Source organism: Flavitalea flava, assembly GCF_054461575.1.
Window position 1 is genome coordinate 1 of sequence record NZ_JBTLQH010000046.1, and the last position, 14994, is coordinate 14994.

The 14994-nt window shown below is 48.2% G+C and carries 11 protein-coding genes; all 11 read left to right on the plus strand.

Annotated elements, in window-relative coordinates:
• Nucleotides 1–563 (plus strand): hypothetical protein (locus ACX0G9_RS26385; RefSeq protein ID WP_459067970.1); only part of this gene is annotated, 563 nt, incomplete at its 5' end.
• Nucleotides 564–651: 88 nt separating this feature from the next.
• Nucleotides 652–1893: a DUF4185 domain-containing protein gene (locus tag ACX0G9_RS26390; protein WP_459067971.1), complete on the plus strand. Its 1242-nt coding sequence runs from the start codon at nucleotides 652–654 to the stop codon at nucleotides 1891–1893.
• Nucleotides 1894–1899: 6 nt separating this feature from the next.
• Entirely contained in the window at nucleotides 1900–3471 is a 1572-nt protein-coding gene (locus ACX0G9_RS26395; RefSeq protein ID WP_459067972.1) for a sialate O-acetylesterase, read from the plus strand.
• 39 nt (nucleotides 3472–3510) lie between these two features.
• Nucleotides 3511–4782 (plus strand): DUF4185 domain-containing protein, encoded by a 1272-nt coding sequence (locus ACX0G9_RS26400; RefSeq protein WP_459067973.1) that lies wholly within the window; start codon nucleotides 3511–3513, stop codon nucleotides 4780–4782.
• A gap of 100 nt (nucleotides 4783–4882) precedes the next feature.
• Nucleotides 4883–6010, plus strand: coding sequence for an aldose epimerase family protein (locus ACX0G9_RS26405; protein WP_459067974.1), 1128 nt, complete (start codon nucleotides 4883–4885; stop codon nucleotides 6008–6010).
• Between the two features lie 96 nt (nucleotides 6011–6106).
• Nucleotides 6107–6889: an SDR family NAD(P)-dependent oxidoreductase gene (locus tag ACX0G9_RS26410; RefSeq protein ID WP_459067975.1), complete on the plus strand. Its 783-nt coding sequence runs from the start codon at nucleotides 6107–6109 to the stop codon at nucleotides 6887–6889.
• Nucleotides 6890–6964: 75 nt separating this feature from the next.
• Nucleotides 6965–8185 (plus strand): enolase C-terminal domain-like protein, encoded by a 1221-nt coding sequence (locus tag ACX0G9_RS26415; RefSeq protein ID WP_459067976.1) that lies wholly within the window; start codon nucleotides 6965–6967, stop codon nucleotides 8183–8185.
• A 60-nt stretch (nucleotides 8186–8245) separates the two neighbouring features.
• Nucleotides 8246–9166, plus strand: a complete 921-nt coding sequence (locus tag ACX0G9_RS26420; protein WP_459067977.1) for an SMP-30/gluconolactonase/LRE family protein — start codon at nucleotides 8246–8248, stop codon at nucleotides 9164–9166.
• A 60-nt stretch (nucleotides 9167–9226) separates the two neighbouring features.
• The gene (locus ACX0G9_RS26425) at nucleotides 9227–12004 is read left to right on the plus strand and encodes a GH92 family glycosyl hydrolase (RefSeq protein ID WP_459067978.1); all 2778 of its coding nucleotides are present in this window, start codon (nucleotides 9227–9229) and stop codon (nucleotides 12002–12004) included.
• Nucleotides 12005–12013: 9 nt separating this feature from the next.
• Nucleotides 12014–12970 (plus strand): ROK family protein, encoded by a 957-nt coding sequence (locus tag ACX0G9_RS26430; RefSeq protein WP_459067979.1) that lies wholly within the window; start codon nucleotides 12014–12016, stop codon nucleotides 12968–12970.
• An 89-nt stretch (nucleotides 12971–13059) separates the two neighbouring features.
• A complete protein-coding gene (locus ACX0G9_RS26435) occupies nucleotides 13060–14886 on the plus strand; it encodes an ABC1 kinase family protein (protein WP_459067980.1) in 1827 nt (608 codons plus the stop codon).
• Nucleotides 14887–14994: the final 108 nt, after the last annotated feature.

The window sequence follows — 14994 nt, forward strand, 5'->3', positions numbered from 1 at the left end:
GGGTTTTATCTGTCAATCCGCAATCCACCGGGACCAATGCCTATCAGTATTCTTTTTCTTATGTCCTGAGCCCGGATGAAGTGGACAAACTGGTTGGCTTCAATTATAAATTGATCGATAACAAGGGACATTCCGTAGAAAAGGATCTCACGGTAAATACGGTTGCCTCTGCCGCACAGAATATCTTCCAGCATAACTGGGCGCTGAAATCCAAATTATGGACCAGCGTTTCCCCTGCCATGGAAACTATTACGGATTGCGAAAAAGATGACAGGTACCAATGGCATCGCGATAGTACCATCACCATTACCTATGGCACTTCTGCCTGCACATTCGACGGGTTCAATGTTTACGATAAATGGACACTGAGCGATGATGAAAAAACATTTACCCAGATCTATCATTCTATCTTCGACCCCACTAACATAACCACGGAAAAATATACGGTTCAGAGCATAACCAAAGACCGGATCGTCATGAGTATCCTGGTGGATCTTTCCGTCTTCGGTCCTCCTTATACGGATCATGAAGTATTCGTATACACTTTTGACGCGATCCCTTAATAAAATTTTTACCGGTGAACTGATGAAAACAGGTAAACCGGTAAAATAAAGAATACCTACCCTTTTTTTAATCTTAATTCAGTAACAAATGGAACCTGCTAAAATACGCCCCTCTTCCTTTTCCTTATTGGCAATACCTGCGCTCGTCCTGACCCTTATGGGATCTTCCTGTAGCTCTAAATCCGGTGGAACGGGAAATGGGACACCCGGAACGGCTAACCTGGATTCCCTTCATTTTACTGTAGAGGAAGCCCCGGAATGGTCCGGTCTCTTCCAACGGAAATCAGGATGGTTTGGCGGAGATGGCATATTTGCAGTCACCAAAGATGGCAATGAATCCCCCGGCGCCGCAAAAAACAGCGAGACGGTGATCTGGTTCAGCGATACCATGCTGGGAGAGATCGTGGTAGATTCCCTGAAGCCGGGCTATGAGATGATCCATAATTCCGTATCCGTTCTAATAGACGGAATTCCCGATAGCGCACATATTCATTTTTATTGGAAGAACGAGGCCAATAAAAACGCTTCTGTCTTTACACCGGCAACCCCGGCCACGCAGAAAGGCGATTATTATTGGATGGGAGATGGATTTGTGAATCAACAGAAGAATAAGGATCTGTATATTTTCGGGTACCGTATAAAAAACATTTCTGATACAGTAGCTTTTGGTTTTAAAGAGGTGGGTAACACCCTGGTTATCGTACCTGCCGGTGGTCAGGCCCCCTATCCCGATTACCGGCAGATCGATATTCCATTTTTTGCCGGCAAGGACACAGACAGTACAGGGTCTTTTGGTGCAGGCATTTTTGTCAATACCAAAGAGGCGGGAGCGGCCAACCCGGATGGGTATGTATATGTTTACGGAGTAAGAGGCAAGAAAAAAAGCCTGATGGTAGCCAGGGTAGAGCCTGCGGAAATAGAGGACTTTACCAAATGGACCTTCTGGGATGGGCAGGGTTGGAACGACGATCCCACGAAGATCGTCACGATTACCGACCGTCTTTCCAATGAATTGGGGGTTATGCAATTAAAAGATGGACGGTATGCCCTGGTCTTCCAGGGAGACGGATTGGGCAAATATGTGTCCTTACGTCTTTCACATACCCCCTTTGGACCGTTTGGCAACCTGATCAATCTGTATGATTGCAGCAAGGACGTAGCTGAAAGCAAAAACCTGTTTCCCTATAACGCGAAGGTACATCCGGTGCTTTCTTCACCCGATGAATTGCTTATCAGTTATAATGTGAATTCCTTCGATTTTTTTAAGGATATTAAACGCTATCCCAACCTTTACCGGCCACGTTTTGTGCGGGTAAAAATATTGCCTTAACGATTTATGATGCAGGTGGCTCAAATTAAAAAATATACTGCCGCGGGTTTACTGGTAATCCTGGTCTGTCTGAATGTTCAGGCCAGACCTTTATACGGTTCTATCTTTAACAAGGGCCTGAGCCCTGGCTTTTCCGTGGCAGCGACTATTCAGTCAAAAATGGTCATCCAGCAGGACCGGCCATTTATACTATGGGGGAAGGGTAGCGCGGGAACGGAAATAAAGATCCGGGCCGACTGGATGCGTACTCCTCAGCAGGTGATCTGCGGTGAAGGGAACGAATGGAAGACAGCGATCAATGTACCTAAAGCAGAAAAAGGTAAATACGTACCGCATACGATAACGCTGATCTCTTCCAGGGACACCTTGGCCCTTTCGGATATATTGATCGGAGAAGTTTGGATTTGCGGCGGTCAGTCCAATATGGACATGACGATCAAACCTTTTCTGCCCTGGCTGAAGGGAGCCCTGGATTTTGAAAAAGAAATTGAGGCAGCGGATTACCCGGCTATCCGGTTATTCGATGTACGAACAGATTTTACCGCAACACCGCAGGACGATTGCCAGGGCTTCTGGAAGATATGTTCGCCGGCAACCGCGGGAGATTTCAGTGCGGCAGCCTATTTCTTTGCCCGCGAATTGTATAACAAACTGCATGTACCTATTGGGCTGGTCGTTAGCAGTGTCGGTGGATCATCCTGCCAGGCATGGGCCAGCCGCGAAACCTTGGCAGCCGATCCGGCGCTAAACCAAAAATATCTATATCCATATGATACAAGCCTCCGCTCAAGGGAAAAACTGGATTCTGTCGTCACTTTTGAAAAAGTAGTACGGCCCACCCTTTTTTACAATGCGATGATCTATCCGTTACGGAATCTTTCTGTCTGTGGATTCATATGGTATCAGGGGGAATCCAACAAGGACGATAAGGCAATGTATACCCGTCTGTGCGGAGCGATGATCCGGAATTGGAGAACATTATTCGGAAGGGCGGGGGTTGGGTTCGGAAAGGCTGTGCCTGACCTGCCTTTTTATTATGTCCAGGTCGCGCCATATACCTGGGAAAAAAATGATTCCACGGCCTGGAACTATGCCACACTGCGGGAGGCCCAGGGGGCCATACGGGATTCCGTAAAAAATACGGGTATGGTCGTGATCACCGATATCAGCGAACCTGACGATATCCACCCCAGAAACAAACAGGGTGTTGGATTAAGATTGGCAAAAAATGCATTGGCCCGGACTTATGGGCAAAAAAATACACCCTACCTTGGCCCCCGGTTTGCAAAAATGCAGATCGATGGAGAGCTGGTGAAAATCTTTTTCTTCGGCGTTACCACGGGATCGGGTCTGACCACCTCTGACGGAGCGGCTCCCAAAAATTTTTATATCTCCGGCCCCGATCATATTTTTTATTATGCTGAAGCGTGGATAGTGAATAATCAGGTCTGGCTACGGTCGGATAAAGTAAAAGAGCCGGTTGCGGTTCGTTATGCATTCACGAATTACCCCGTTACCAATTTTGGGAACAAAGAGGGATTGCCTGCCGAACCCTTCCGGTCAGATAACTGGGAATAGGCAAATAATTGCGAATAAAAAGACTAAATATCGTTTGCCATGAAAAGATCAACCTTCGCCGCGAAAAGATCGAACTCACTACTCTTCTCTCTTGCCGGGGTAATACTGGCCCTCATTGGTTGCAGCGGTCCGGCAAATCAGACTCCCGGAACCGAACCTGGTAATGGGAAAGATACTGTCAATTCCCGGGAAGGCCGCAGTAAGACCCATGATGTGCTCAGAGCGGAACCAGCTCCTGAATGGGCGGAAATGCTAAAACAGGATTCCGGCTGGATCGGTGCCGATGGGATCTATTGTGTGCCCATGGATGGGGTAGAAGCTCAGGGTCAGGCAAAAGATAAAGAAACTCTTTTCTGGTTTAGTGACGATATATGGGGCAGAGTGAGCGGAGATACGCTGAAGGGAGATTGGGAATTGGCGCATAACGGTGTGGCCTTTATGAAAGGAGATACGCCGGGAAAAGGGAAAATGCATTTTTACAAGAACGTGGATAAGGACGGTCATGTATTGTCTGCATTTGAACCGCATACCAAAAATGCAAAACCGGGAGACTATTATTGGTTGGGTGATGGGTTCTTTAATCATGCGCTGGACAGTACGATCTATATTTTCGGTTACCGCATAAAAAATGTCCCGGATGGTGGGATATATCCTTTCGAAGATGTCGGGGTATCGCTCATCGCGATCCCGAAAGGAAGCAAACCTCCGTTTACAGATCAACGCCAGATGGATGCGCCCTTATTCGTGGCAGATAGCAAGGGTAGGGGAAAGGTAGTATTTGGATCGAATGTACTGACCAATACCACCGGCGCAAGAGCTCCTAAACCCGATGGGTATATCTATGTTTACGGGGTTAGGGGTAAATTAAAAGAATTACTGGTTGCCAGGGTGCCCGATGCAAAATTCGAGGATTTTTCCGCCTGGCGTTTTTGGGACGGCAAAAATTGGCAGCCCGATATCGACAAATGTGCAGCTCTGACTAACCGGGTTTCCAATGAAATGAGCGTCAGCTTTATGGAAGACGGACGGGTAATAGCAGTTTATCAACTGGATACCAACTCACCGGACCTTATGGTGCAGGTTGGTAAAACACCGGAAGGCCCTTTTGCGCTGCCCAAGAAGATTGGTGCTACCCCCGAAATCTATGAGGATATCGACTTTTACACCTATAACGCAAAAGCGCATCCGCATCTTTCCAAGCCCGGGGAATTGCTGATCAGTTACAATGTGAATTCCTTCGATTTTGAGGAGGATATCAAAACCCACCCCCATCATTTAAGACCACGTTTTGTAACGATTAAATACCGCTAATCATAATTTATGATAACCTCCATTCACGATAACCATCATTACGATAACCACCATTCACGCTAATCACCATTCAAATTAAATAATCTGAACTCAAACACAGATGCAGGTAAATGGTTCCATCATAACAACTCATAACAAAAGCAGCCAGCTTACACTGGATTTGTGGGGCGGGGCTATTACCTATTTTTGTTTGAAAAAGGGAACGGTTGATCAACCTGACGATGTCAATCCGCTTAATTTCAAGTTTGAACAACCAGCGGAAACAGGGGAGCCCTCTTTTTATCAGGGACATTTTTTATGCCTGGGCAGATGGGGCGATCCATCCGAAGGGGAATATAAAGCAGGAATTCCCAAACATGGGGATTTTACCAGGTTACGCTGGGAATGTGGTCTGGAAAATAACTACGAAGGCCGAGGCAACCAGGAAGGGCATGATAACCAGGAAGAACAAGGTAAATTGGAAGGGCAATACAACCCGGAGGAAAAGGCGGACTCCATTTGCATGGAAGCCGAAAGTGTAAAAGAGGGGCTGCGTATTAAAAGGACGCTGACTCTTGCGCAGGAACAGTCTTGTTTTAAAGTGGAAGAGACGGTCCATAATATAGGGTCTCTGGGACGTATGTTTAATATGGTGCAGCATCCCACCATCGGCGAACCCTTTCTTGGTGCGAACACCCGGATCGATTGTAATGCTGCAGAAGGATTTGATTATGCCCATGAACGATATGAGGGGAACATTTTTTCCCATTGGCCTTATGTCGCAAATGTACAAGGAGAAACAATCGATCTGCGATACCCGGCCAAACCTTATGATTCCGTATTCTCCTTTATCATACAACCCGTTGAGGAATGGGGCTGGCTCACCGCCTACTCGCCGGACCGGGGATTGTTATTGGGTTATGTCTGGCCAAGAGAGGACTATCCCTGGATAAATCTTTGGAATCATTGGTCGGATGGCCGGTTGATCTACCGGGGTCTGGAATTTGGAACGACGGGGATCCACAAACCGTACCAGGAGATCCTGGACAAACAGCTTACCCATTTGTTGGGTCAGCGTACCTATGGTTATCTGGACGCAGGCGGTCAGGTAACGAAAGGATATGGATGTTTTTTGCAAAACGTTGGACCGGATTATAAAGGTGTTGACAATATTCTTTGCAGCAAAGGAATGTTGAGTGTTCAGGAAATTGAAACCGGAAAGGGGTTTTCCATGAAATTGGATATGTGAAACAGGATATCTGAAACAAGATATCTGAAATACGACCTTTGAAATAGGATATACAAATCATGATCATTAAAACAGGATAAAAAAAGGAGGGACCAGATGGAACCTGTTAAAAAAGAGGAATACCAAAATAAGACCGTGATCATTACGGGAGCAGCCAAGGGGATTGGCGCGGCGTGCGCCCTCCGGTTCAGGGGAGCCGGTGCAAGGGTGGCCTTATTGGATATTATACCTGCTCATTCCGGCCCTGAACCAGAAGATCAAACGAATTGGTTTTATCAGACTTGCGATGTCTCCGATGAAACGCAGGTCCGGGAGGCGATGGCAAATATCATCGGTCGTTGGGGAAGGATCGATATATTAATCAACAATGCCGGTATTCAGCGGTATGGTTCGGTGACGGAATCCTCCTTGGAAGATTGGGACCTTGTAATGAATGTCAACCTGAAGAGTATGTTTCTATGTTCCAAATATGCGATACCCCACATGCAGCAACAGGAGAGCGGCGTGGTGATCAATGTATCCAGCGTACAGGCCTTTGTCAGTCAGCAAACTGTGGCTGCGTATACAACGGCTAAGACAGCCATTCTTGGCCTGACCCGGAGCATAGCCGTCGATTATGCTCCGGCCATACGATGCCTGGCCGTTTGCCCGGGAACGATCGATACGCCCATGTTGCGCGATGCGATCGCCCTGTCGCCGGATCCGGTGGAGGTAATGCAGGAATGCGTGGATATGCATCTTTCCAAACGGATTGGTACTGCGGAGGAAGTAGCGGGTCTGGTTCTTTTCCTTTGCTCCGGGGAGGCGGCCTTTATGACCGGGCAATCCATCCGGATCGACGGGGGATTGGGGATTACCATTCCTGGCAGTAAAAAATGATTCCTGAAAAAATGAATTTTGTTCTTTTGATAGTTTTGATGATAGTCGTGTATATAAGGATATAAAAACAAACGAATGAAAATAACGAATATAAAAGCCACTACCGTGGCCATGCCGCTGGAAGCCCCGATCCGTCATGCCAATGGTTGCCATTGGGGGCGTTTTGTCCGTACGATCGTGGAGGTGGAGACGGATGAGGGGATAACGGGTCTGGGAGAAATGGGCGGCGGTGGTGAATCTGCAGAAGCTGCTTTCAAGGGGCTCAACAGTTATCTGGTCGGGCATGACCCTTTTCAATTGGAAGCCTTATACTGGAAGATATGCAACCCCACGGCATCCCTGTATAATAACCGAAACCAGTTACATGCGGCCATCGAATTTGCCTGTATCGATATCATCGGCAAAAAAACAAATACCCGTGCCTGTGATCTGCTGGGTGGTGCTTTACGGGAGGAAATCCCCTTTGCATCATACCTGTTCTTCCGGTATCCGGATAAAAAGACAGGTAAAGGCGGGGAAGAAACGGTGGAAGCTATGGTGACACATGCGAGAGACTTACAAACAAAATACGGATTCACTTCGCACAAATTAAAGGCGGGTGTTTTCCATCCCGATCATGAAATTGAAGTCTTCAGGGCTATTTCCAACGCACTGCCCGGACACCGGGTACGAATCGATCCCAATGCCGTTTGGAGCGTAGAAGATTCTATTCGGATCGGACAGGCGATCAAAGACCTGCCCAATGATTATTTCGAAGATCCAACCTGGGGCATGGAAGGAATGCGGAGAGTAAAGAGCAGAATCTCCATCCCAACGGCTACCAATACGGTCGTCGTCAATTTTGAACAGCTGGCGGCCTGTATCAGGACGGAAGCCATAGACGTGATCCTTCTGGACACGACTTTTTGGGGCGGTCTTCGCCAGGCCTGGAAGGCATCGGTTGTCTGTGAAAAAATGCAATTGGGCGTGGCCGTTCATAGCTCCGGTGAATTGGGTATTCAACTGGCTACCATGCTGCACCTGGGTGCTGCGATCCCTAACCTCAGTTTTGCCGCTGATGCCCATTATCATCACCTGACCGATGACATTATCGTGGGAGGAAAGATGGAGTACAGGAATGGCTGCATTAGGCTGCCTTCAGGGCCGGGTCTCGGGGTAAGCCTGGACCGGGATAAACTGCAACAATACCATGAATATTATAAAGAAGTGGGTGGATATGCCTATGACAGAGATCCGGAACGGCCGGATTGGTACAGTATATCGCCGGGAAGAGAATGGGCAAAAGTAATTGGGTAAAAGGTTTTGGGCAATCATAATTGGGCTACTATAATGGGGCAACAGTAAAACAGGAGACGTATGGAAAATCATTTGGAGCCAGCGGGAAATTTGGGGCAGGATTCGCAACAGGAACTGAACTCCGGTCTGAAACCCGAGCGCAGCATCGAGGACGTCCTTATGTTTGCCGATGGGCTGGACCATCCGGAATGCGTGGCCGTTCATCCGGATGGCTCAGTATGGGCAGGAGGGGAAGGCGGACAGATTTACCGGATTCTCCCCGATGGGAGCGGCATGGAAGAGGTCGGGAACACGGGCGGCTTTATTTTGGGCCTCGCCTTTTCCCCGGATGGTTCCTGGCTGGCGGTCTGCGATCTGAAGCTGCATTGCATCTGGAAATTCAATATCGCAGAAAAACGATTGGAGCTGCTGGCTTCGACGGTAGAACAGTTACCGGTTAGTATTCCCAACTTCCCTGTATTCGACGGTCAGGGAAATTTATATGTGTCGGACAGTGGAGCTTTTCGTACAGTTACCGGGCGCGTATATCGTTTTGATGCCGAAGGGAAGGGAATGATCTGGCATGCCGGACCTTTTAGTTTTGCCAATGGGATGGCCCTGAGTGTGAAAAAAACTTTTTTATACGTTGTATGCACCTGGCTGCCTGGTGTAGAGCGGATAAAAATAAACCCGGACGGATCGGCTGGCGAACGGGAGATCTACGTCACCCTTCCCCGCACCTGCCCGGATGGGATCGCCTTTGATGCAGCAGGTAACCTTTACATCGGTTGTTATGCACCGAACCGTATCTATAAAGTGAGCCCTGATCGGATCCTGTCGGTTTTTTTAGATGACTGGGAATCCCATACCCTTACCAACCCGACCAATTTAGCCTTCGGGGGAGGAAAATTTACGGATCTGTTCATAGCCAATCTGGGCAGATGGCATATCGGAAAAATAAGGATCGGGCAGGAAGGATTAAAGCTGGCCTGCCATGAATAAGCTGCAAGCCTGAGAGAGCTGCAAGCTACCAACAACAAAAAAAGCAGAAAAGACATACAGATGAAAAATAAAACAGATCGGCAAACCGGCAAAACAAATAAGCAAACCGGCAGAAGAAATTGGCAATCCGGAAAACAAGGAATCGTTACCCTGTTTTTTCTTTTGTTCTTCGCAGGCGTATATGCAGGCCCGGGAAATATTGCACCGCAGGCAACGGTCACTGCTTCTTCATCCCTGAACGGAAATTATGCCCCCGCCAACGTAACGGATGGGATCATCGGTGTGGAAGGAAAGGGAGAATGGGCCTGTGAAGGAATTACTACAGACTGGGGGTACATCCGTTTCCCCTGGATACAACTGGACTGGAAACAACCGCAGGTAGTCAATAAGATCGTCCTTTACGACCGGGCATCCCTGAAGGAAAATATTGCCGGCGGTCGTTTGGAATTCAGTGACGGCAGTAGGGTATGGGTCAATGAACTGCCAACGAATGGAACTGGCAAGGCAATTCAATTCCCCGATAAACAAATAACCTGGGTGCGGTTTGTCACCACCGATGGTACGGGGAGTGATCTTGGTTTTTCAGAGATCGAAGTTTTTCCTTCCCCTGCCGGGTGTACGGATTATGTTTCCTGGGTAGACCCCTATATCGAAACTAACCGGGGCCGGTATTTCTTTTTTGTAACGGGTAACCGTCCATTTGGAATGATCGGTGCTGCTCCGCACACCCGGAACAAGAATCAGAATGGCGGAGGCTATAACTATAACGAAAAAGAGATCCTGGGTTTCGGCCAGATCCATTGCTGGATGTTATCGGGGATCGAGATCATGCCGGTCGGGGAAAAGGTGGATCCCACGCTGGGAGAGCAGGGCTGGAAATCGGCCTTCCATCATGACGATGAGATCGTGCAGCCGGGATACCAGCGGGTGTACCTGCAGGATCCCCATACCTGGGTTGAACTAACGTCAACGGACAGAGTAAGTTTTTACCGTTTTACCTGGACCAGGGACATGCAGGCCCGGATCCTTACCAACCTGGGGGGATATATGGGGAATGCGACCATGGAGGATGCAGATCTGAAGAAGACAGATAATAATAGCCTGGAGGGTTCCTTCAGTTCCCGGAAACGTTATTGGGGCGGACCAAAGGATGTGAAGATTTATTTCGTGATAAAATTCGATAGATCCTTCGATGCCCTGAACGGCTGGAAGGGCAAACAACAACTGAAGGATATATCCTCCCTACAGGGCGACAGTGTGGGTGCGGCAGCCCAGTACCAGGTAAAAGGCGGAGACCAGGTAAAAATGAAAATAGCGATTTCCTATACCAGCGTGGATAATGCCCGTAAGAACCTCGAGGCGGAATGTACTACCTGGGATTTCGATGCCGTCAAACGGCAATCCGGTGAAATCTGGAATCAATGGCTGGGGAAAATGGACGTAAAGGGAGGGACCGCTGCGCAGAAAACAAAATTTTATACCGATCTATGGCACGTGCTGCTGGGTCGCCACAGGATCAATGATGTTTCCGGAGATTATCCCGACCGTATGACCGGCAAACGGGATGGTAATTTCACCGATGCCATCTTTAAGATAAAAACGATCCCTAAGAACGCCAACGGCAGTCTGCGGTTCTCCATGTACAACTCCGATGCCTTCTGGTTATCGCAATGGAACCTGAACATTCTTTGGGGGCTTGCCTGGCCGGAGGTACAGGATGACCTCTCCGCCTCTCTTATCCAATATGCGGACAACGGCTATGTATTGCCGCGCGGGCCTTCCGGAGGAGGAGAATCCTATATCATGACCAGTTGCCCGGCTACGAACCTGATCGTCAGCACCTATATGAAAGGTCTGCTGACCAGGACTGATCAGCGGCATGCCTTTGAAGTGATAAAACGTAATCATTTGCCGGGCGGCATGCTGGGCAGTGCGGAAGATATAAAATTCTACACCGAAAAAGGATGGTGGCCTGGAAATGCAGGGATCACCATCGAAGCGGGTTTTCAGGACTGGGGCATCGCTCAGATGGCCAAACGCCTGGGCAAACAAAAAGAGTATGCCTTCTTTTCAAAAAGGGCAGATGGCTGGAAATATTGTTTTGATACCACGCAGAAACTCTTGTTTCCCAAAGACAGGAACGGGCAATTCCTGCACCATAATCCGCTGAGCGGAGAAGGATGGGTGGAGGCGAATGCCTGGCAGGCTACCTGGGGCGTTTCGCATGCTATTCCGGAATTGGCTAAAAAAATGGGTGGCAACGACTCGTTGTGTGAGAAGCTGGATTTTGCCTTCCGGAAAGCCGCTTCCAGTGATTTTGTATTTGCCTATACCGATGGTTACGTAAGTTATGCCAATCAGCCTGGTTGTTCCAATGCGCATGTATTCAGCTATGCAGGGAAACCCTGGCTTACCCAATACTGGGTCCGTAGAGTAAAGGAGCAGGCTTATGGAGGAATTACACCCGACCTGGGATATGGAGGTCATGATGAGGACCAGGGCCAGATGGGCGGCGTCAGCGTACTGATGGCTATTGGCCTGTTCAATATAACGGGCAATGAATCGGCCACACCGGTGTATGAGGTCACATCTCCGGTGTTCGATGAGATCAATATACAGCTCGATAACCGCTATTATAAGGGGAAAAAATTCGTCATCCGGACATATAATAATTCGGCTTCGAACTGTTATATTCAACAGGCAAAACTGAACGGGCAACCCCTCAACAACTTCTGGTTCACCCATGAAGCCTATGCCAATGGAGGAATCCTCGAACTCTGGATGGGGGATCAACCAAATAAGGAATGGGGAGTAGGAGAACTTCCCTCTACAAAATAACGGGATGTTATGACTGAAAGAAAAGCAGAAAAGAAAATGGATAACGTGATCAAGGCCAGCGGCGAAAACAAAATTGTGGGTATCGATATCGGCGGATCACATATCAGCGCCTGTTTGGTGGATCTTGATTCGGCAACCTTGCTGGATCATTCCTTCACCCGGGCGAAGACCAATCCGCATGGTTCTGCGGAAGAGATCATCAACGCCTGGGCTGTGGCTATCGAAAATTGTTTTGCCTGGATGGATACGAAGGAACAGAACGCTACGGGATCGGGTTATCCGAAAACCAAATCCCCGCTCCGTATTGGGATCGCCATGCCAGGTCCTTTTGATTACGATAAAGGCATTAGTTATATCACGGGTTTGCACAAATTCGAATCCTTATATGGTTTGAATATAAAGGAATTATTAGCGACCCGGTTAAAGATCCCTGTTGAGCATATCAAATTTCTGAATGACGCTTCTGCATTCCTGTTAGGGGAGATAGGAGGAGGAGCAGGAAAAGGGTATACCCGTGCTGCAGGAGTAACCCTTGGAACCGGTCTGGGGTCGGCCGGTTATGTGGACAGTGTCCTTCATGACGGGGATCTCTGGTCTACACCCTTTAAGGAATCAAGAGCGGAGGACTATTTGTGTACGAGATGGTTTATACAGGAATATGCGGAGCTGCAGAAAAAGGAAATCCATGGTGTGAAGGATCTGATTCCTCTTTTTGAATCGGATGCCGGAGTACGTTCGCTTTTTGCCACCTTCGGCCGGCACCTGGCGGAGGCGATCATTATGAAATACCCTCCATCTGTGCAGGAGGTGATTATCATTGGCGGCAATATTTCCAAAGCCTGGGAACTGTTTGTCCCATCTACGCTTGAACATGCCGGAAAGCTTGGTGTGCCATTGAATCTTCGCCAGGCTGTCCTCGGGGAAAATGCCGCCGTTATGGGAGCTGCCTTTCTCTGGAAAAAATAAGCGTAATGCCTGGATCAGGGAAGTGAACGGGGATGGAATAGTAACATTGAAGAGAAATAGTTATATTTAAGAAAAATTAAATGTAATCTATGCTTCTCAAGTTGCTGCGAAGAGGGGGGCAAGTCTCTTTATATACTTTTTATTACGGTTTTCTTTTTCTATTCAGCAGAAAAAGACCCGCAGGTATTCCGGATGATCTGACAGCAGCTTTATTCACAGACCCGGAATCGGACGATCCTTCATACCTCCATGCTTCACCCAGCAATACTTTAGCCGAAAACGCATTAGCAGCTGACCCTTCCCTGCCGCATTCCCGTAGAAAATTGCGACCCGGATTATCCCGGCCTGTAGTGATCCGGAAATATTTTCAGGCCTGTGGCGGAGGCTTTATTAAGCTGGGCCAGATATTGGCCATGCGTTACGATCTGCTACCGGAATATTATTGTCTCGAATTATCATCCTTGCTGGATAAATTACCCTCCATTCCTTTTGATCAGATAAAAAATACACTCGGCAAAGAATTTGGAAGGCCACCCGAGGAGCTATACGAAAGTATAAACCCGGTGGCGTTGGCGACGGCTTCCATTGCCCAGGTACATAGCGCCCGTTTGATAACCGGGGAGCAGGTCGTGATAAAGGTTTTGTTACCGCATGCGCGGCAGGATTTCGAGATTGACCTTAGGTTATTAAAAGTTGGTTGCCATCTGTTGAATACGTTTGGTTTCTGGGGAAATATTGCCTGGCAACAAATGGTAACGGATATTACCCAGCTCACCCGGGAGGAAATGGACTTTCGCAAGGAAGCCAGGAATATCCGGGAAATGCATGATAAAATGCTGGCGGACGATATTGCGCATTATGCTCCCAAACTTTATCCGGATTTATGCGGCAGGGAAGTGATCACCATGGAAAAAATAGAAGGGGTATCGGTAAATGCCTTGCTGAATGCCATGGACAAAGGAGAGGAAGAGAAACTGGCAGCCTGGAAAGAAGAGGGTATAACGCCACGGCGAACTGCTTGCATTCTTTTACGGTCCTTTTTGGAACAGAGTATGAATTTTCGGTTTTTCCAGGCCGATCCACATGCGGCCAACCTGATCGTTATGAAGGGAGGGGAGTTGGCCTGGATCGATTTTGGTATGCTGGGATGGCTGGATGAGAAACTCTGGACCGCCCAGTATCATATGCGTCTGGCCCTGGCGCAAAAAAATATCCAAAGAGCCTATAGTTATTTTGTGCAGACCTTAGGAACGCTTCCCGACAAAGACCTGTCCGTTTTCGAAACGGAGATAAAGGGTCATTTGCAGGATTGGGTATGGAGTGCCAGCATGCCGGGTGCAACCCTTGTCGAAAAAAGCAGCGGGTTTTTTTTCATGAAGATCTTTGCTACGGTAAGGAAAGAAGGGATAGCCATGCCGATGAATATGGTCCGTTTGTACAGGGCTATTCTGATCCTGGATATGGTCATGCTGCGTTTGTATCCGGAAATCGATTGGGTGGAGATCATGAAAGAATTTTTGGTCGAGAAGGAGCAGCGACGGATAATCGGCCTTACCGCGGTTTTTGCGGATCCGGGTTTCTACAGCCGGATCCTGGAGGCGACCGCTATCATACCGGACGCGGTATACAATTTGGCTGAATGGCTGCGGGAAGGCCTTCCTTTGTTGCGGAGGGATATAACGGCACAGCTCACCCGTATGGATCGAACATGGCTCTCCTTTTTCCGTATGGCCAGGAACGGGTTCGGTTTTTTTACCCTGTACCTGTTTATCCACCGGGTATTTGGCTTATCAGGCTGGTACAAGGGTACCTGGGAAAATACGGGGATATGGCTGACGGATCATGCCCTTGCCCTGGGAATAGGGTCATTATTCCTTTTTATTTTCTGGAACAGCCTGGCGCGGTCTTTCAAATAATCCGGCAATTACCCGACACTTTGCGCGAGCTGGTACATGGCGAAACTTTATTTTGAATTCCGGGGGCAATAAATTATCTTTATTTGTAATGTAATCTTGATTAGAACA